This window comes from Micromonospora sp. NPDC053740, from assembly GCF_040677775.1.
Lineage (GTDB): Bacteria > Actinomycetota > Actinomycetes > Mycobacteriales > Micromonosporaceae > Micromonospora > Micromonospora alfalfae.
In genome coordinates this window covers 108211-127726 of record NZ_JBFASO010000016.1, presented here as the reverse complement: position 1 = coordinate 127726, position 19516 = coordinate 108211, and the positions used below count along the sequence as shown (strand labels likewise).

General features: G+C 72.9%; 16 protein-coding genes. 4 read left to right on the top strand and 12 right to left on the bottom strand.

The window, feature by feature from the left end:
* The first annotated feature begins 147 nt into the window (after window positions 1-147).
* On the top strand, window positions 148-486 hold the full coding sequence (locus tag AB0K35_RS32675; RefSeq protein ID WP_091394524.1) for a helix-turn-helix transcriptional regulator: 339 nt from the start codon (window positions 148-150) through the stop codon (window positions 484-486).
* 11 nt (window positions 487-497) lie between these two features.
* On the opposite strand, the gene AB0K35_RS32670 is transcribed toward AB0K35_RS32675, so the two are convergent.
* From AB0K35_RS32670 to deoC, 10 genes are all read right to left on the bottom strand, one after another.
* Window positions 498-1172: a permease prefix domain 1-containing protein gene (locus AB0K35_RS32670; RefSeq protein ID WP_363890354.1), complete on the bottom strand. Its 675-nt coding sequence runs from the start codon at window positions 1170-1172 to the stop codon at window positions 498-500.
* Window positions 1173-1240: 68 nt separating this feature from the next.
* Window positions 1241-3031, bottom strand: a complete 1791-nt coding sequence (gene cydC / locus AB0K35_RS32665; RefSeq protein ID WP_363890352.1) for a thiol reductant ABC exporter subunit CydC — start codon at window positions 3029-3031, stop codon at window positions 1241-1243.
* Complete coding sequence (gene cydD / locus AB0K35_RS32660) at window positions 3028-4704, bottom strand: thiol reductant ABC exporter subunit CydD (RefSeq protein WP_363890349.1); 1677 nt, start codon at window positions 4702-4704, stop codon at window positions 3028-3030. The genes cydC and cydD overlap by 4 nt, the downstream gene beginning before the upstream one ends.
* Window positions 4701-5708 (bottom strand): cytochrome d ubiquinol oxidase subunit II, encoded by a 1008-nt coding sequence (locus AB0K35_RS32655; RefSeq protein WP_363890346.1) that lies wholly within the window; start codon window positions 5706-5708, stop codon window positions 4701-4703. The genes cydD and AB0K35_RS32655 overlap by 4 nt, the downstream gene beginning before the upstream one ends.
* 10 nt (window positions 5709-5718) lie before the next feature.
* On the bottom strand, window positions 5719-6972 hold the full coding sequence (locus AB0K35_RS32650; RefSeq protein ID WP_363890344.1) for a cytochrome ubiquinol oxidase subunit I: 1254 nt from the start codon (window positions 6970-6972) through the stop codon (window positions 5719-5721).
* Between the two features lie 426 nt (window positions 6973-7398).
* Window positions 7399-8304, bottom strand: a complete 906-nt coding sequence (locus AB0K35_RS32645) for a M56 family metallopeptidase (protein WP_357366375.1) — start codon at window positions 8302-8304, stop codon at window positions 7399-7401.
* Between the two features lie 10 nt (window positions 8305-8314).
* Window positions 8315-8788, bottom strand: coding sequence for a BlaI/MecI/CopY family transcriptional regulator (locus tag AB0K35_RS32640; protein ID WP_357287731.1), 474 nt, complete (start codon window positions 8786-8788; stop codon window positions 8315-8317).
* A 199-nt stretch (window positions 8789-8987) separates the two neighbouring features.
* Window positions 8988-9812, bottom strand: a complete 825-nt coding sequence (locus AB0K35_RS32635) for an aldehyde dehydrogenase family protein (protein WP_238671128.1) — start codon at window positions 9810-9812, stop codon at window positions 8988-8990.
* A complete protein-coding gene (locus tag AB0K35_RS32630; RefSeq protein ID WP_363890341.1) occupies window positions 9805-11235 on the bottom strand; it encodes an aldehyde dehydrogenase family protein in 1431 nt (476 codons plus the stop codon). The genes AB0K35_RS32635 and AB0K35_RS32630 overlap by 8 nt, the downstream gene beginning before the upstream one ends.
* Before the next feature lie 6 nt (window positions 11236-11241).
* Complete coding sequence (gene deoC / locus AB0K35_RS32625) at window positions 11242-12270, bottom strand: deoxyribose-phosphate aldolase (protein ID WP_238671126.1); 1029 nt, start codon at window positions 12268-12270, stop codon at window positions 11242-11244.
* Between the two features lie 133 nt (window positions 12271-12403).
* Here deoC and upp point away from each other — a divergent pair, with 133 nt between their 5' ends.
* Both upp and AB0K35_RS32615 read left to right on the top strand, forming a co-directional pair.
* Window positions 12404-13036 (top strand): uracil phosphoribosyltransferase, encoded by a 633-nt coding sequence (upp, locus tag AB0K35_RS32620; RefSeq protein ID WP_091394488.1) that lies wholly within the window; start codon window positions 12404-12406, stop codon window positions 13034-13036.
* A gap of 72 nt (window positions 13037-13108) precedes the next feature.
* Window positions 13109-13786, top strand: a complete 678-nt coding sequence (locus AB0K35_RS32615; RefSeq protein ID WP_238671125.1) for a GPP34 family phosphoprotein — start codon at window positions 13109-13111, stop codon at window positions 13784-13786.
* Between the two features lie 13 nt (window positions 13787-13799).
* Here the strand turns inward: AB0K35_RS32615 and AB0K35_RS32610 are convergent, their stop codons facing one another.
* Window positions 13800-15521 (bottom strand): phospho-sugar mutase, encoded by a 1722-nt coding sequence (locus tag AB0K35_RS32610; protein WP_363890338.1) that lies wholly within the window; start codon window positions 15519-15521, stop codon window positions 13800-13802.
* A 48-nt stretch (window positions 15522-15569) separates the two neighbouring features.
* The gene (locus AB0K35_RS32605; protein ID WP_363890336.1) at window positions 15570-17636 is read right to left on the bottom strand and encodes a protein kinase; all 2067 of its coding nucleotides are present in this window, start codon (window positions 17634-17636) and stop codon (window positions 15570-15572) included.
* A gap of 206 nt (window positions 17637-17842) precedes the next feature.
* On the opposite strand from AB0K35_RS32605, the gene AB0K35_RS32600 reads away from it, so the two are divergent.
* The gene (locus AB0K35_RS32600; RefSeq protein ID WP_238671122.1) at window positions 17843-19426 is read left to right on the top strand and encodes a methylmalonyl-CoA mutase family protein; all 1584 of its coding nucleotides are present in this window, start codon (window positions 17843-17845) and stop codon (window positions 19424-19426) included.
* Window positions 19427-19516: the final 90 nt, after the last annotated feature.

The window sequence follows — 19516 nt, the reverse complement described above, 5'->3', positions numbered from 1 at the left end:
TGACCGGCGAGTGACTCTGGGCACATACCCTAGTCGGCGGCCCTGGGTGACCGATGCCCGCACCCCGGTGGCCGGTTGGCGCACGGGTCCGACCTGCTGGTCGTCGCCGCTGGCGAAGTGACGGTTCGACAAGTAGCGTAGCTACGTATGAAGGCCCAGGCGCTGCACGGCCATCTCGACGCTCTGCTGCTCGCCGTGCTCGAACAGGGCGCGCTGCACGGCTACGCGATCATCGAGGCGCTGCGCGCCCGCAGTGACGGCAGTCTGGATCTGCCCACCGGCACCATCTATCCGGCGCTCCGTCGCCTGGAACGCGCCGGTCACGTGGCGAGCACCTGGAGCACTGTCAGCGGCCGGGAACGGCGGACGTACCAGCTCACCGACTCCGGCCGGCGGGCGCTGGCGGGGGAGCGGGCCGGTTGGCGCGAGTTCCAACTGACTGTCGGCCGGTTCCTCGACCCGGGCAGCCCGCCCACCCCGGCCTGAACCGCCGCCGATCAGCGGGTGGTGGCCAGCAGCCAGCCGCGCGCCGCGCGGGTGAGCGAGAAGTAGGCGCCGCCCACCAACACGGCGCCGATGATCATCGGGGGCCAGTGCAGCGCAGCGTCCCAGAGGTTCAGCGACCAGGTGAAGAGGGCGCCGCCGGTCACTATGCCGAGGACCAGCAGGCCGGTCAGACCGGTGCCCACCGCACGCTGGGCCAGAGCCAGGCCCGGCCGGGGCGAACGGGCGCTGGCCCGGACCACCAGCAGACCGACCACGGCGAGCAGCAGCGTGCTCATCCAGATCCAGTCGACCGAGTTGGAGAGCAGCAGGTAACCGGCCGGCGGACGGGGGCCGTCGCTCCAGCTCGCCCCGCGCCAGGTCAGATCACCGGCGACAACCCCGACCCCGGCGATCGCCAGCATCCGCATGGAGAGCCCACGCAAAGCGCCCACCGCCAGCTCGGCCTGCCAGGACGGGAGCACCTGCGCCGGTGAGCCGAACTCGACCACCGCCCGGCGCTGCGCCTCGGTGGGTGGCACCCCGCTCTCGCGATACGCCTCGACGGCGTCCAGCAACCCGTGCCGGGCCTCGGTCAGCAGGTCGGACTTGAGTCGTGCCGGCCCCTGCAACCGAGCTGCCAGCTCCCGCAGGTGCTCGTCGACCATCACGTCCTCACCGCGCCGCATGGCACCACAGTGCCACGGACTCCGGCCGGTCGACGTCCGGGAGAACCCTGGTCCGCCCCCGAGGCGGATCAGGGGGCGAGCGCCAGGTAACCCCGTTCGGCAGCGGCCTGGAGCAGCCACTGGTCCCGGTACCAGCCCGGGGCCGCTACCAACTCGGCGTGCCGACCGCGCTGGATCACCCGGCCGCCGTCCAGGACCACTATCTCGTCCAGCTCGGCCAACCCGCTGAGCCGGTGGCTGATCAGCAGCACCGAGTGCCCGGCGGGGGTGGCGGCCAGGGCGGACGCGAGCACCGCGTCCGCGGCGGTCGGGTCTAGACCTTCGGTGGGCTCGTCGAGCACCAGCACCGGCGGCGCGGCGAGCAGGGCCCGGGCGAGCGCCAGCCGCTGCCGCTGCCCGCCGGAGAGCTGCCCGCCCTCCTCGCCGACCAGCGTGTCCCAGCCCGCCGGCTGAGCGCGGACCCAGTCCAGCAGGCCGGCGGCGGCGGTGGCCGCGGTCAGCTCCTCCTCGCCCGCTCCGGCCCGCCCGAGCAGCAGGTTCTCCCGCACCGTGGCATGGAAGACGTACGCCTCGGCCAGCAGCCCGCCGACAGCACGCGGCAGCGCTTCCTCGGCGTACGCCGAGAGGTCGTCACCGTCCAGGGTGACCCGGCCGGACGCGGGCCGGACGGTGCCGGTCAGCACGGCGGCCAGTGTGCTCTTGCCGGCGCCGCTCGGGCCGACGACGGCGATCCGGCGTCCCGCCGGCAGGTCCAGGCTGACCCCGTCCAGGGCGGGTGCCGCGCCGGCCCGGTATCGCACTGTCACGTCGACGAAGCGCAGCTCGTGCGGGCCGGTCAGGTCCGTTGGACCGGTCGCCGGCGGCGCGGCCGGCGGGTCGGCGTCGAGCAGGTCGGCCACCCGGGTCAGGCCGGGCCGAAGCTGCGTCCACTGCCGGGCCGCCGCGACCAACGCCAGCGTCACCTCGACGGCGGCCAGTGTGCCGACGGCCAGGACGCCCACCAGCACCCCCGACACGTCGGCGGCGAGCGCGACCAGCACCACCGCTGCGGCGGTCACGCCGGCGGCCAGCACGCCGGCCGCGTCCACTGCGAATCCGGTGGCGGCCAGCCGACGTTCCAGCCGGGCCAGCCGGTGGGCGCGCTGCTCGGCGGCGCGCAGCGTGACGTCGGTCGCCCCGAACGCGGCCAGGTCGGCCGCGCCGTGGGTGAGGTCGATCGCGTCGGTGGCCAGCGCGCCCCGCAGGGGGGCCACCTCGGCCGCGCTGCGGCGGGTGACCGCGGTGGCCAACGCGGGCAGCGCCACCCCGGCGACCAGCAGCCCGACGGCGAGCGTCCCGGCGGCCGGTGGTGAGATCAGCGCCGCCACGGCGACCGCGGACACACCGACCACCGCCGCCGCCGAAGCGGGCACCAGCACCCGCAGCAGCAGGTCCTGGACGGCCTCCACGTCGGAGACCAGTCGGCTCAGCACGTCCCCCGAGCGGTGCGCCGTGCCACGGCGGGCCGCCAGTGTGGCGAAGACCCGGGCCCGGACGTCGGTGATCATGCGGAGCACCGCGTCGTGCCCGGCGAGCCGTTCGGTGTAGCGGAACACGCCCCGGCTGATCGCCAGCGCCCGGACCGCGACGATCGCCACGGTGAGGCGGTCCAGTGGAGGCTGACCGGCGGCGCTCATCAGCAGCCAGGTGGCGGTGGCCATCAGGGCCAGGCCGGCGAACTCGGTGGCGGCTGCCAGCAGCCCGGCTCCGACCAGGCGGCCCAGGTACGGCCGGGCCAGTCGCAGCACGGCCCGCTCGGCGGCGGCCCGCCCGGCCGGTGCCGCGTCGGCCACCACCGCCGGCCCGTGTTCGGCGGTCATCGGGCGGCCTTCCCGGTCGGTTCGGGCGTCAACTCGGTGACCCGACCGTCCTCGATGCGCAGGATCCGGTCGGCGTCGGCCAGCAACGCCGGTCGGTGCGCGACCAGCAGCGCCGTCCGCCCGGCGACCAGTCGACGGGTGGCGTCGAGCACCACCGCCTCGGCTGCCGTGTCGAGTCGGGCGGTGGGTTCGTCGAGCAGCACCACCGGGGCGGAGCGCAGGAACGCCCGGGCCAGTGCGACCCGCTGCCGCTGCCCACTGGACAGCCCGTGACCGCGCTCACCGAGCAGCGTGTCCAGGCCGTCGGGCAGGCCGGCCACCACGTCGTCCAGGGCGGCGTCGTGCACCGCGGCGGTGAGTACGTCGTCCGGGGTGTCCGGCGCGCCGAGGCGGATGTTGTCGGCCAGCGAGGCGGCGAAGAGGTGGGCCCGCTGCGGCACCCAGGCGAGCTGCCGGCGCCAGGCGTCCGGGTCGGCGGTGGCGAGGTCGACCCCGTCCACGGTGATCCGCCCGCTGGTCGGTGCCACGAAACCCAGCAGCAGGCCGAGCAGCGTGCTCTTGCCGGCGCCACTGGGCCCGATGATGGCTATCCGCTCACCGGGCCTGATGGTCAGTGTCACGTCGCGCAGCGCGGTGGTCCGCTCGTACGCCACTGTGACCCCCTCGAACCGGATCACGGCCCGCGCGTCCGGGACGGAGGCGCCCTCGGCGGCCCGGGGCGCTGTGGGTGCGGCGGAGACTGTCAACGCCTCGTCCAGCGCGGCCAGCCCCTCCATGCTGGCGTGGAAGCGGCTGCCGGCGGCCCGCAACGGCAGGTACGCCTCCGGGGTCAGCAGCAGCACCAGCAGCGCGGTCTGCAGGGCCAGCCCACCGCCGAGCAGGCGGATGCCGACCGGCACCGCCACCAGCGCCACCGAGAGGGTGGCGACGAGTTCGAGGACCAGCGCGGAGAGGAACGCGATCCGCAGCGTCTTCATTGTGGCGACGCGGTGACCGTCGGCCATCCGGCGTACCACGTCGGTCTGCGCCCGGGCCCGTCCGAACGCGCGCAGCGTGGGCAGCCCGGCGACCATGTCCAGGAAGTGCCCGCCGAGCAGCGCGAGCCGCCGCCACTGCCGCTCGGTGGCGGCCTGCGCCTGCCAGCCGAGCAACGCACCGAAGACCGGGATCAGCGGCAGGGTCAGGGCGATGATCACCGCCGAACTCCAGTCGGCGAAGACGACCCGCGCCAGCACCGCGAGGGGCACCGTCACGCTGAGCACCAGTTGCGGCAGGTACCCGGTGAAGTACGCGTCCAGCGCGTCCAACCCACGCCCGGCCAGGGTGGCGATCTCACCGGCCCGCTGCCCGGCCACCCACCCGGGCCCGTGCCGGCCCACAGCGCCGAGCAGGTCGGCCCGCAGCGTGGCCTTGACCGTGGCGGCGACCCGCGCCGAGACCGTGCCCTGCGCCCAGACCAGTGCAGAGCGGGCGGCGACAGCTACCACGAAGCCGGCCAGCGCCGGTCGATCCAGCCGACCGTCGATCGCGGTGGCCAGCAGCGACGCGAGCGCTGTGGCCTGCGCGACGATCAACCCGGCGGCCAGCACCCCCAGGAGCGCGAGCACGGCAAGATCGCCCCGGGCCGCAGGGACCCGGCGCAGCAGACGCCTGTCGAACGGACGGCGGCTCACCAGTACACCGGTGCCCTACCGTCGGTCCGTCCTCGGAAAACCCACCAGCACATCGCCTGGAAGCCTAGTAGGGCCGGAAGTAGCGGCAGCGCCACCCAGCCCAGCAGCCGCAGTGTCGGCGCGCTGGCGGCGGCGTCGGCCACCCGCAGCGAGGCGTCCGGGTCGGTCGTGGACACCAGCACGTAGGGCCAGAGCGCGGCTCCGACCAGCAGCACCGGCAGCGCCAGGGCCGCGCCGGTGGCGACCAGAGCCCACCCGGGCCGCCGCCGGGCGAGCGCCGCGCGGGCCGCCAGCAGCGCCGCCACGAGCAGCACCGGCAGGAGTACGGCCACCGCCGGACGCTGCACCGCGTCGCGTACCCGGGCGGAGAGCAGGCCCACGACGGTGGTCAGGGCGACCGCGGTGAGCGCCACCGGCACCAGCCGGCGGGCGGTCCGGCCGACCACGGCGGCGGCCTCGGCGGGCAGGCGCAGGGTGAGGAAGGTCGCCCCGTGCACCGCGACCAGGGCGACCATGGCCAGCCCGGCGGCAGCCGCGAACGGGGTGGCCAGGTGCGTCACCCCGGCGACGTGCCCGTCGGCCTGGAGGGGCACACCCTGCAACAGCGCGGCGAGCAGCACACCCCACCCCAGCGCGGCGAGGGCGCTGCCGATCACCACGACGCGGTCCCAGCGGGCCCGGATCCGCTCGTCGTCGGGTCGGCTGCGCAGTTGCACCCCGACGGTGACCAGGATGACGCCGACCAGGGCACCGGCGACGGCCGGATAGCAGCCGGCGAGCAACTCGCCCTCCAGGAGGGGGAACGCGCCGAAGAGGATGCCCATGGCGGCCACCAGCCAGACCTCGTTGCCGAGGAAGAACGGGCCGAGCGCGGTGAGCGCCTCCCGCCGCCCCGCCGGACCGACGCCGCGGGCGAGCAGCAGCCCGACGCCGTAGTCGTAGCCGGCGAGCACGAGGTAGCTGGCGAAGAAGAGGCCGAGCGCTGCGTACCAGGCGAGGTCCACTGTCTACTCCTCAGAGGAGGGCGGGTTCGGGGTGGGCCGGCTCGCTGGACGGTGCCGGTGGGCGGCCGAGCGCCGGGTCGGCCGCGCCGCGCCTGGCGTGCCGGGCGAGCAGCACCCAGTTGGTGACGGCGAGAGTGCCCAGCAGCAGGCTGAACCCGATCAGCGAGGCGAGCATCAGCGGTGCGCTGACCGGGGAGACGGCCTGCTCGGTGGGGAGCAGCCCGTACGCCACCCAGGGTTGACGGCCGACCTCCCGGGAGATCCAGCCGAGGATCACCGCGATGAACGGCAGCGGCAGGGCGAGCAGGATCAGCCAGAGCGGGAAGCGCAGTCGGATGATCCAGTCCCGGAAGAGCAGGGGCAGCAGCAGCCAGACGCAGCCGAGGGTGAAACCGATCAGGATCATGAAGCCCAACCCGACGCTGGCCAGCACCGGCGGTGTGTAGTCGCCGGGGCCGAACCGCGTGGTCCACTCGGCGATCAGCGCCTGGCTCTCCGGGCCGTCGCCGCCGAACTTGGTCGGCTGCACCGCGCCCACCGGGCCGAACTGGGCGAAACCGAAGCCCTGCACCATCGTGATGGCCAGTGCCGCGGTGACCAGGCCGATCCGCAGCGAGGTGCGGAAGAGCGCGAAGTCCGGGGTACGCCGGATCAGGTGCCCGGCGCTGACCGCCGCCATCAGCATCCCGCCGACCAGCAGCGCCGCCGAGACCACGTGCCCGAAGGCCATGCCGAGGCTGGGGTTGGTGAGCAGCGCGCCGAAGTCGGTGAGGTGGGCGATTCCGTCGCGGACCTCGTAGCCGACGGGATTCTGGAGCCAGGAGTTGGCCACCATGATCCAGAACGCCGAGGCGTACGCGGTGATCGCCACGCCCCACAGCAGCGCGAGGTGGACGCCCTTTCCGAGCCGATGCCAGCCGAAGATCCACATTCCGAGGAACGTGGACTCCAGGAAGAACGCCACAAGCGTCTCGATGGCCAGGGGTGCGCCGAAGACGTTGCCGACGTAGCGCGACAGGCCACTCCAGTTCAGCCCGAACTGGAACTCCATCACGATTCCGGTGGCGATGCCGAGCACGTAGTTGATCACGTAGAGCTGGCCCCAGTAGCGGGTCAGCCGCTCCCACTGCGGGTTGCCGGTGAGCACCCACGCGGTCTGCATGCCGACCAGCAGGGTGACCAGCCCGAGCGTGACGACCACGAACAGGAAGTGGATCGAGGTGGTGGTGGCGAACTGTAGGCGGGCGAGGAGCAGGGTGTCCATGACCAGCCCTCCGTAGCGTTGGCTCCCTTGTCGTAGCCACCCTACACGTAGCATCGCTACATGTCCGCCTACTACGCCCTGTCGTAGGCAACGGTACTACGCCACGTAGTAGTAGAGCGAGATCGCGCTCGTTCCTGGATGTAGTGGTCTCGCGGCCCCGGAATGCCCCTCGATCCTGGATCGAGCGCGATCCTGCGAGGGGGTGCCGGGCGTGCGGGGGCGGGCGCGCAGCGCGGGGCGTGAGGGCGCGGTGCGGGGCGCGAGGGCGCAGCGCGGGGCGTGAGGGCGCGGTGCGGGGGGCCGCGGGCCGCGGGGCAGCGCCTTCCACGCGGTGCGCGGTCCGGAGGCCCGTGGGGCCGCGCGCCGCAGGGCAGCGCCCTGCGCGCCGTTCTGCGGCGTGGGCTCAGCGCCGCGTTGGGGGCGGCGTCAGCTCAGGAAGAGGGTGACCGGGAGGGCGACCAGGGTGGTGGCGACCGCGAGAGCGGTGGCACCGAGCACCCGGGGCGGCCGGTCGCTGACCAGCAGGCGCTGCACCCGTACATCGAGATCCCGGTCGCCCATGCCGAGCGCGCCGGCCGGGGTGATCCGGTGCCCGGCGGCGGCGAACCGGCGTAGCGCCCCCGCCAGCGGGGCGTCGGCGTGCAGCTCGCGGGCCTTGTCGTCGGCGCGCATCTCGACCAGCAGGGCGACCCGCTCGTGCGCGTCGCGCACCCAGCCGAACCACGGCAGCGCCCGGCACAGCGCTGTGAACGGCAGCAGCACCAGGTCGTGCCGCTCGTGGGCGTGCGCACGCTCATGGCTGAGCACCGCGGCCAGCTCGGCCCGGTCCAACAGGCTCAGGGTGCCGGCGCTGACCACCACCTGCGGCTTCACGCCCGGCAGGCAGTACGCGGCGGCGCTCGGATGATCCAACACCAGCGCGCCCGGCGCGGCCGGGTCGTTCCGGGCGACCAGGGACAGCAGGTCCCGGTGGCGACGCTGGGCGCGTACGGTGCCGTGGATGCTGCGCACCGTTGTCGTGACCAGCACCGCCCCGATGCCGAAGCCCACGCCGACGCCGGCCAGGTGGAACGTGCCCACCCCGATCGGCAGGGTGCCGTGGGCGAGGTCGTTGGCCAGGGCGAGCAGTGCGCTACCGGTCGGCCTGTCGTACGCGCTCAACCCGAGCGCCATCGGCAGGCCCATCGCCGAGAGGCCCAACGCCAGCCCGACAGCCTGCCAGCAGATGATCGCCACCCGGGGGCTGCGCCACGTCCAGGTGGAGCGGGCCAACACCTGGGCGGTCAGATAGCAGGCCAGCATCGTGGCGGCGAAGTGCACGGCGTAGGCCATGGCGCGCGCCCTACCGCTCCGCTGCCTCGCCGGCGGGTCGTCTGCCCGCCGGCCCGTCCACCCGGTCGGTCAGGGCGTCGGCCCCGCCCGTGTCGCCGCCGGTGGAGCCCGGCCCGGTCAGGCCGGCCTCGCTGCCCAGGGCCGCTCGCAGCACCTCGGCCTCGGTGCCGGTCACCGAGCGGGCGAAGCGCACCAGCGCGGCGTCCCGGCTGCCACCCAGGTCGAGGGCGTCGAGCATGAGTTGAGCGATGTGCGCCTCGCGGCTGGCCGCCGGACGGTACCGCCAGGCCCGCCCCTCCCGCTCCCGTTGCACCATGCCCTTGCCGGCGAGCCGGTCCAGCACCGTCATCACAGTGGTGTACGCCAGCTCACGGCCATCGAGCGCGTCGGCCACCTCGCGCACGGTCACCCCGTCCGACGTGCCGGGAACCACGTCCCACAGCACGTCCATCACCGCACGCTCAAGATCGCCCAACCGAGTCACACCGCAATCCTACCCCCGGTAGTAGACCCTGGCGTGCCCGCGCCGACCGGCAACCCAACCCAAGGCAGCACCCGCAAGCGGACCCACCCGACGACCCCGGCCCAGGTCAGGTTTTCCGGGGGAGCCCGCCCACGCAGGGATCAAGCCCGACCGCCCGGAGTGGGCGGGCTCCCCCGGAAAACCAAAGGCCGGGACCGAATCACACCCCCTTGGGGTGCCACACCGTCTTCGTCTCCAACAGCGCGGTCATCGGCGCCACCCCCGGGTCGGCGGTCCAGTCGTGGTCGGCCGGGGCCGGCCGGAGCACCCGCTTGAGGTTCTCCGCCGCCTTGACCTCCAGGTCGGTGGCGAGCGCGGCGTCGGTGACCCCGGTCAGGTCGATCGCGTTGACGTCCATGTGCGCGGCCAACGTCGGCGCGGTCTCGGTGATCGCGCCGGTGAGGATGTTGACCACACCGCCGGGCAGGTCGGAGGTGGCCAGCACCTCGGCCAGCGTCACCGCCGCCAGCGGCTCGGTCGCCGACGCCGCCACCACCACCGTGTTGCCGGTGACGATCGCCGGTGCGATCACGCTGACCAGGCCGAGCAGCGCCGGGCGCTCCGGGGCGACAACAGCGACCACACCGGTCGGCTCGGGCGCGGAGATGTTGAAGTACGGGCCGGCGACCGGGTTGGCGCCGCCGTACACCTGGGCCAGTTTGTCGGCCCAGCCGGCGTACCAGACCCAGCGGTCGACGGCGGCGTCCACCTCGTCGCCGGGGATGCCCAGGGCGACGAACTGTTCGCGGCGGCCCTCCAGCATTTCGGCGGCCCGGTAGAGGATCTGACCCCGGTTGTACGCTGTCGCGCCGGCCCAGCCCTTGACGGCGGCGCGGGCGGCGACCACCGCGTCCCGGGCGTCCTTGCGGGAGGCCAGTGACACATTCGAGGACTGCACGAGATACGACCGTCCCGACTCGCTGCGCGGGAACTTCCCGCCGATGAAGAGCTTGTACGTCTTGCGTACCGCGACCCGCTCAGACATTGAGGTAGCCCTCCAGCCCGTGCCGGCCGCCCTCGCGACCGTAGCCCGACTCCTTGTAACCACCGAACGGCGAGGTGGGGTCGAACTTGTTGAACGTGTTGGCCCAGACCACGCCGGCGCGCAGCCGGTCGGCCATCCACAGGATCCGGGAACCCTTGTCGGTCCAGATCCCGGCCGACAGCCCGTACGGCGTGTTGTTGGCCTTCTCCACGGCCTCGGCCGGGGTGCGGAAGGTCAGCACCGACAGCACCGGGCCGAAGATCTCCTCGCGGGCGATCCGGTGTGCCTGGGTGACGCCGGTGAAGATCGTCGGCGCGAACCAGAAGCCCCGGTCGGGCAGGTCACACGGCGGTGACCAGCGCTCGGCGCCCTCGGCGGAGCCGGCGTCGGAGAGCTCGCGGATCCGCTCCAGCTGGGCGGCCGAGTTGATCGCGCCGACGTCGGTGTTCTTGTCCAGCGGGTCGCCGACCCGCAGCTGGGCCATTCGTCGCTTCAGCGACTCCAGCACCCGGTCGGCCACGTTCTCCTGAACCAGCAGTCGGGAGCCGGCGCAGCAGACGTGCCCCTGGTTGAAGAAGATGCCGTTGACGATTCCCTCGACGGCCTGGTCGATGGGTGCGTCGTCGAAGACAATGTTGGCGGCCTTGCCGCCCAGCTCCAGGGTGAGCTTCTTGCTGGTGCCGGCGACGGACCGGGCGATGGCCCGGCCCACGTCGGTGGAGCCGGTGAAGGCGACCTTGTCCACGCCGGGGTGCTCGACCAGCGCACGGCCGGTGTCGCCGGCGCCGGTGAGGATGTTGACCACACCGGCCGGCAACTCGGCCTGCTGGCAGATCTCGGCGAAGAGCAGCGCGGTCAGCGGGGTGGTCTCGGCGGGCTTCAGCACCACGGTGTTGCCCGCAGCGAGCGCCGGGGCGATCTTCCAGGCCAGCATGAGCAGCGGGAAGTTCCACGGGATGACCTGCGCTGCCACGCCGATCGGCCGCGGGTTGGCACCGAAACCGGCGTGCTCCAGCTTGTCGGCCCAGCCCGCGTAGTAGAAGAAGTGCGCGGCGACCAGCGGCAGGTCGACGTCCCGGGACTCGCGGATCGGCTTGCCGTTGTCGAGGGACTCCAGGACGGCCAGCTCACGGGAGCGTTCCTGGATGAGCCGGGCGATGCGGTACAGGTACTTCGCCCGGTCGCGGCCCGGCATCGGGCCCCAGACCTTGTCGTACGCCTTGCGGGCCGCGCGTACCGCGCGTTCCACGTCCTGGGCGCCGGCTTCGGCGACCTCGGCCAGCACCTCCTCGGAGGCGGGGTTGATCGACTTGAAGCTGCCACCGTCGGTCGGGTCGACGAACTTACCGTCGATGAACAGCCCGTACGAGGGTTTGAGGTCCACCACCGAGCGGGACTCGGGGGCGGGGGCGTATTCGAACATCGGCTATCAGTCCAGGGTGAAGTAGTCGGGACCGGAGTAGGTGCCGGTCGTCAGCTTGGTGCGCTGCATCAGCAGGTCGTTGAGCAGGCTGGACGCGCCGAAGCGGAACCAGTCCGGGTCGAGCCAGTCCGGGCCGACGGTCTCGTTGACCATCACCAGGTACTTGATCGCGTCCTTGGTGGTCTTGATGCCACCGGCGGGCTTCACGCCCACCTGCCGCCCGGTCGCTTCGCGGAAGTCGCGGACCGCTTCCAGCATCACCAGGCTCACCGGCATCGTCGCCGCGATCGGGACCTTGCCGGTGGAGGTCTTGATGAAGTCGCCACCGGCCAGCATGGCCAGCCAGGAGGCCCGCCGCACGTTGTCGTAGGTGGCCAGCTCGCCGGTCTCCAGGATCACCTTGAGGTGGGCATCCCCGGAGGCCTCCTTGGTGGCCACGATCTCGTCGTAGACCTCCTTGTACCGCCCGGCCAGGAACGCACCTCGGTTGATCACCATGTCGATCTCGTCGGCGCCGGCCGCGACGGCGGCCCGGGTGTCGGCCAGCTTGATCTCCAAGGGCGCCTGCCCCGACGGGAACGCTGTCGCCACGCTGGCCAGGTGCACAATGCCAAGTCCGGCCGGCGCGGCGCCGTGCGGCTGTCCCGGCCCGCCGGGTGGCCGCCCGGACCCGGCACCGGATCCGCGCAGCACCTCTGCCACGTAGGGGACCATCGCCGGGTAGACGCAGACCGCGCCGACGTGCGGGCAGGACGGGTCGGCCGGGTCCGGACGCAGGGCCTTCGCGGCGAGCGCGCGCACCTTGCCCGGGGTGTCCGCCCCCTCCAGGGTGGTCAGGTCGACCATCCGGATCGCCAGGTCGATCGCCTGGGCCTTGGCGGTGGTCTTGATGGAGCGGGTGCCGAGCTGTGCCGCCCGCTGCTCCGCGCCGACCTGGTCCACGCCGGGCAGGCCGTGCAGGAAGGTCCGCAGAGCGGTCTCGGATCGTCCCAGCTCGGAGAGCTCCGACCGGGCCGACGTCGTTGTCGCCGTCATGCCGAGAAGTCTACGCACGAGACCGCCGAGTGATCTTGCTCACGACCGCTCGATGACGTGCTGACGTGAGCGGCGTCCCTGGTCCGACCGCACCCGCACCGCGCCACGGTACGGACCGGTAGGTTGAGCGATCGTGGACGTACACGTCATTGACCACCCGCTGGCCCAGTCCAGGTTGACTGCCATGCGGGACGCGCGCACCGATTCCTCGACGTTCCGGGCGGCGCTGCACGAACTGACCACCATGCTGGTGTACGAGGCGGCGCGCACCTTCCCCGTCGAGCGGTACCCGGTGCAGACGCCGGTCACCGGCACCGAGGGCACCCGGCTGGCCAACCCGCCGCTGCTGGTCCCGGTGCTGCGCGCCGGACTGGGCATGGCGGACGCCGCGCTGGGCCTGCTGCCCGAGTCGTCGATGGGTTTCGTGGGCCTGGCCCGCGACGAGGTGACCTACGAGCCCCGCGCGTACATGGAGTCGCTGCCCCGCGATCTGGCCGGGCTGCCGGTGCTGGTGCTCGACCCGATGCTGGCCACCGGTGGCTCGCTGGAGCACTCCTGTCGGCTGCTGGCCGACCGGGGCTGCACCGACATCACGGTGCTCTGTGTGCTCGCCGCCCCTGTCGGCATCGAGCGGCTGGAGCGCTCCGGTCTGCCGTTGCGCCTGGTCACGGCCTCGATCGACGAGGGGCTCAACGACAGCATGTTCATCGTCCCCGGCCTCGGCGACGCCGGCGACCGCCAGTTCGGTGGCATGCCCCGCTTCTGAGCTGATACCCGGTCGGTGCCGGGTCCGGCGGGTCCGTGCGCGCGGTGCGCGGACCCGCTACCGTCTCCGGCCATGACTGGTGTTGCGCTCGCCGAGGAGTTGCTGCTCCTCGCCTACGACGACACGACCGGCAAGGCGACCATGCCACGAATCAGCCTGGACCTGGGCATGGCCGCCGCGGTGCTGGTCGAGCTGGCTCTGGCCGGCCGGATCGCGTACGCCGACGGGTCCCTGGCGGTGATCGACCCGACGCCGATCGGCGAGCCGTTCAGCGACGATGTCCTCAGCCGGATCGCCGCCGACACCCCGCACACCCCGGCGTCCTGGGTGCAGCGTCTGCGGCACGGCCTGCGCGACCGGATCCTCGCCGACCTGTGTCGGCAGGGCGTCGTCCGGGACGTCGACGAGACCGAGCTGGGCTTCATCCACGTGCACCGTTACCCGGTCGTGGACACCTCCGTCGAGGCGGAGACCCGGCAGCGGCTGGCCGAGGCGCTGACCGGCGCGGCAGCCCCGGACGAGCGGACCGCCGCGCTGGCCACCCTGGTGGTGGTGCTCCGGATGGAGTCCGCGCTCGGGGTGAGCGGCGAGGCCGCCGCCGACGCCCGCCGCCGGCTGACGGAGATCGCCACCGGCGCCGGGTTCTCCGGCGAGGTGAGCACCGACGACTCGGTGGTCCGTCCGTCGGTCGGCCTGGTCGTCGCCGCCCTGGCCAGGGCCGTCGACCAGGCTCTCGGCCCGCGCCGCTGACCCGGCCCGCCGGTCAGAGCCCCAGAGCTGCGGCGATCTCGCCGCGCAGGGCGGCGACCGCCTGCGCCGCCCGGCTGCGGGCCGTCCGCACGTCGCCGTCCACGACCGGTTCCACCACCTCGAGGTACGCCTTGAGCTTCGGCTCGGTCCCGGACGGGCGGATCACCACCCGGGCCACAGCGGTCCGCAGGATCACCACGTCCGACTCGGGCAGCAGGTCCCGGACGCTGTCCACCGGCTGCCCGAGCAGGGTGGCCGGGGTGGCCGCCCGGATCCGCGTCATCGCGTCGGCGATGACCCGCAGGTCGTCCACCCGGGCGGACAGCTGGTCGGTGTGGTGCACGCCGAACTCGGCGGCCAGCTCGTCCAACCGGTCGGTCAGCGTACGACCCTGCGTCTTCAGGCCGGCGGCCAACTCGGCCACCGTCAGCGCGGCGGTGATCCCGTCCTTGTCCCGGACGTGCTCCGGGGCGACGCAGTAGCCGAGTGCCTCCTCGTAGCCGAAGACCAGCGGCGCGCTTCCGCCGCCGGCCCGCACGATCCACTTGAAGCCGGTCAGCGTCTCGTCGTAGGGCAGGCCCCGGGCCGCGCACATCGCCCGCAGCAGTGACGAAGACACGATCGTGGTGGCGTAGAGCCCGGTCACCCCCCGGCGCATCAGGTGGTCGGCGAGCAGGACGCCTACCTCGTCGCCCCGCAGCATCCGCCAGCCGGGCCGTTCTTCGCTCCCGACTGCGGGGCTCGCAAGCTCACTCCTCGCGCTCGCTGGCGCGCCCTCCCGGACGACCACAGCGCACCGGTCGGCGTCCGGGTCGTTGGCGATGGCGATGTCCGCGCCGGTGGAGTCGGCCAGGGCGATCAGCCGGTCCACGGCACCCGGCTCCTCCGGGTTGGGGAACGACACGGTGGGGAACGCCGGGTCCGGCTCGGCCTGGTCGGGCACCACCCCCGGGGTCGGAAAGCCCGCGCTGGCGAAGGCGGCGGTGAGCACCGCCGCGCCCACCCCGTGCAGCGGGGTGTACGCCACCGTCAGGTCCCGTGGGCCGTCCGGGTCGATCACCGCGGTGGCCCGTTCGACGTACGAGGCGACCAGGTCGTCGCCGAGCACCTGACCGGGCTCGCCCAACGGCACCTGGGCCAGCGGCCCGACCGATCGGATGGCGGCCTCGATACCGGCGTCGGCGGGGGGCACGATCTGCGCGCCGGATCCCAGCTCGCCGCCCAGCTCCGCGCCGAGGTAGACCTTGTAGCCGTTGTCCTGCGGCGGGTTGTGGCTGGCCGTGACCATCACGCCGGCGACACCGCCGAGGTGCCGCACGGCGTACGCCAGCACCGGGGTGGGCAGCGGGCGGGGCAGCAGCAGCGCCGGACGGCCAGCGCCGGTGGCCACCTGGGCGGTGCGCTCGGCGAACTGCCGGGAGCCGTGCCGGGCGTCGTACCCGATCACCAGCGGGCCGGTGCCGCCTTGGGCCGCGAGCCAGGTGACCAGGCCGGCAGCGGCCTGGGTGACCACGGCGAGGTTCATGCCGTTCGGGCCGGCTCGCAGCGGGCCGCGTAGGCCCGCCGTGCCGAAGGTCAACGGGCCGGCGAACCGGTCGGCGAGCTCCGGGGCGCTCGCCGGAAGCCCGTCGAGCACCGCCGCCAGCTCGTCCCGGCTGGCCGGGTCGGGGTCGTCGGCCAGCCAACGCCGGGCTTGCTCACGAATGTCGTCGATGTCAGTGGTGTCCGCCGCCATGCCCCTTGATAGCACGGCGACGGATCACCCCTGTGCGTTCCCTCCGGCTCAGCCGTTCCCGGTGAGCTGGAACGTCCGTGCCATCTCGTCGAAGATCGGCTTGCTCTCCGCGAACTTGGCGTCGGTGGCGGTGAGGTAGAACGAGTACGCCTTGCCGTCCTGGGCGACGCCCCGCCAGACGCCGTGCCGCATCGCGTCACCCTCACCGCAGGTGTACTCGAATTCCGCTGCCGGCTTGCTGGCCAGTTCGGTCTCGGTGGAGGCGATCTGGTTGTACGGCTTGACGCAGGAGGTGCTCCGGGTCTTGAGGCCGTTCTCGGCCGTCTCGGCCCACCGGGTGGAGCTGCTGGTCCACTTCTCGGTGATGATGCGGACCTTGCGGCCGCTGTCCGCCGGGTCGATGTAGTCGGTGTACGAGCCGCCGGTGGCCTTCTTCCAGCCCTTCGGCACCATGACTTGGATCCCGCGGGCCGTGTGCTCCTGCATCTCGACGGTGGGGGCCGCCGGGGCGGACGTGGTGGGTTGCGCTGCCGGGGTGCTCGGCGGGGCGTCGTCGCCGCCGGAGAGCGCCACGGCGGTGACCAGCAGCACGACGACCAACCCGCCGGCCGCGGCGAGCTGCGCCTTGCGCGGCCAGCCCTTGACGGTGGTGACGAGCTGACCACCGGTGGCCCGGACCTTGTCCAGCGCGCTGCCGCCCGAAGCGGCGGGCGTGGTGGCCCAGGGCTGACCGGTGCCCGGCACCGACCACTGGTTGCCGCCGCCGTAGGTGCCGCCGACGCGCTGGGTGGCCTCCGGTGCTGCGCCGCCGTACCCGACCTGCTGGGTGGCATCGGCAGGGCTGCCGTAGCTGACCCGCTGGGTGGCGTCGGGGTGCCCGCCGGCGTCCACCCGCTGGGTGGCGTCCGCGTTGCCACCGTAGGTGCGCCCGGCCGCCGGTCGGCCGGGAGTCGGCATCGCGCCGGTCGGCGTGTGCAGCGGACCGGCCAGGGCGTCGGCGCTGGTCTCGTCGAGCCCACCGGTGGTGCCGGCCGCGCGAGCTGCCTGCGGGCGCTCGCCCCGGCGCAGCGAGGCCAGCCGGTCGGTCAGGGACTCACCCGGGGCCAGCATCGCCGGGCCGCCGATCTGGCTGTCCGGCTTCGGCTCCGGCTGGGCCGGCGGGAGGACGGGGATGGGGCGCTGCTGCACCGGCACCACGGCGTACGGGTCGGTGACCGAGTGCACAGCCGTCGCCGTGCTGCCCAGCGGGCCGGCGAGCAGCTCGCGCAGCATCGCCCGGGAGGTGTGCACGTCGAGGCGGCGCGCCGGGTCCTTCTCGAGCAGACCCATCAGCACCCGGGTCAGCGGGCCGCTGCGCTGCGGTGGGGCGGGCGGGTCCTCCACCACTGCGTGCATGGTCTCGATCGGGTCGCCCTTGTCGAACGGGGGCCGCCCCTCGACGGCGGTGTAGAGCGTCACACCCAGCGAGAAGAGGTCACTGGGCGGGCCGAACTCCTGGCCCATGGCCCGCTCGGGGGAGATGAAGTGCGGCGAGCCGAGCACCATGCCGGGGGTGGTGAGCTGCACGTCGGTGGGCATCCGGGCGACCCCGAAGTCGGTCAGCACGCAGCGCCCGTCGGTGCAGATCAGCACGTTCGCGGGTTTGACGTCGCGGTGCAGCACGCCGATCGCGTGCGCTACCTCCAACGCACCCAGCAGCGCGATGCCGATCTTGGCGACGGCGCGGGGCGCGACCGGCCCGTCCTCGATCACCATGTCGGCGAGGCTGCGGGCGTCCAGCAGCTCCATCACGATCCACGGTCGGCCGGCCTCGGTGACCACGTCGTACACCTGCACCACAGCGGGGTGCTGGATGGCGGCGGCGGCCCGGGCCTCGCGCAGGGTGCGTTCGTACATCGCGTCGCGGTCGCTGGGGGCCAGCCCCGGGGGCAGGACGACCTCCTTCACCGCCACGTCGCGGCGCAGCAGGGTGTCTGTGGCGCGCCACACCGTGCCCATGCCGCCGTTGCCCACCGAGGACCGCAGCGAGTACCGGCCACCGATGGTGGTGCCGGGCGCCGCTCGTCCGTTGGCGGGACTAACTGGTCCGCCGCTCCACGTCGGGATCTGAGTCACAGAAAAGCCACCGGGGGAAATCGAGGGGGGCTGGGACACAACCCCCCTATCTTGCTGGTTCCGACGCCCGATGCGAAAGCCGACGCGGCGGACGTTTATCGAAGTCGACAGAACGTGCCCTGTCGTTCACCTGGTGTCGACAGGTCGGGACGCACTGTGCGGTATCCCTCACCCGACGACGTGGCCAGGCGTCCTACCATCCGGGGATGAACCAACGGCGGTCAAGTGAGTCCGGTTTCCCGATCAACGGCGTCTACACGGAGGCCGACCTTCCGGAGGAACTGGACTCCCGGCTCGGCAGCCCGGGCGAGTTTCCGTACACCCGGGGTGTCTACCCCACCATGTACACCTCCCGCCCGTGGACCATGCGCCAGTACGCCGGCTTCGGCACCGCCACCGAGTCCAACGCGCGGTACCACCAGTTGTTGCGGGCCGGCACGATGGGCCTCTCGGTCGCGTTCGACCTGCCGACCCAGATGGGCTACGACTCCGACGAGCCGATCGCGCACGGCGAGGTCGGCAAGGTCGGTGTCGCGATCGACTCCATCGAGGACATGCGGCTGCTCTTCGCCGACATCCCACTGGACAAGGTGTCCACCTCGATGACCATCAACGCGCCCGGTTCGGTGCTGCTGCTGCTCTACCAACTCGTCGCCGAGGAGAACGGGGTGCCGGGCACGGCGCTCAACGGCACCATCCAGAACGACATCCTCAAGGAGTACATCGCCCGGGGGACGTACATCTTCCCGCCGAAGCCGTCGCTGCGCCTGGTGGCCGACACGTTCGCGTACTGCCGCAGCGAGGTGCCGAAGTGGAACACCATCTCCATCTCCGGCTACCACATGGCGGAGGCCGGCGCGACGCCAGCGCAGGAGATCGCGTTCACGCTGGCCAACGGGGTGGAGTACGTACGGGCGGCGCTGGCCGCCGGGCTCGCCGTCGACGACTTCGCGCCCCGGCTGTCGTTCTTCTTCGTGGCCCGCACCACGCTGCTGGAGGAGGTGGCGAAGTTCCGCGCCGCCCGGCGGATCTGGGCCCGGCTGATGCGGGACGACTTCGGCGCCAAGGATCCGAAGTCGATGATGCTGCGGTTCCACACCCAGACCGCTGGCGTGCAGCTCACCGCCCAGCAGCCGGAGGTGAACCTGGTTCGGGTGGCGGTGCAGGGTCTGGGTGCCGTGCTCGGTGGCACCCAGTCGCTGCACACCAACAGCTTCGACGAGGCGATCGCGCTGCCCACCGAGAAGGCGGCCCGCCTCGCGCTGCGTACGCAGCAGGTGCTGGCCTACGAGACGGACCTGACCGCCACCGTCGACCCGTTCGCCGGGTCGTACGTGGTGGAGGCGATGACCGCCGAGATCGAGGCCGCCGCCGTCGAGTTGATGGAGCGGGTGGCCGACCACGGCTCGGCGGTGGACGCGATCGAGGCCGGGTTCCAGAAGCGGGAGATCGAGCAGTCCGCGTACCGGATCGCCCAGGAGATCGACTCGGGGGAACGGGTGGTGGTCGGGCTCAACCGGTTCACCGTGGACGAGGAGGAGCCGTACGAGCCGCTGCGGGTCGACCCGACGATCGAGGCGGCCCAGGCCGACCGGTTGGCCCGGTTGCGCTCCGAGCGGGACGCCGACGCTGTCACTCGGGCGCTCGCCGATCTTCGAGCCGCCGCCGAGGGCACGGAGAACGTGTTGTACCCGATGAAGGAGGCGCTGCGGGCCCGGGCGACGGTGGGTGAGGTCTGCGGGACGTTGCGTGAGGTGTGGGGGTTGTACCGGCCCACCGACCGATTCTGAGCGTCCGGCCGCCACTGCGGCCTCGGGGCGCGGTGTGTCCGACGCTCTCAGCGGGTATCCGGTCGGTTGAGCCGGGACGCACACAGTGTG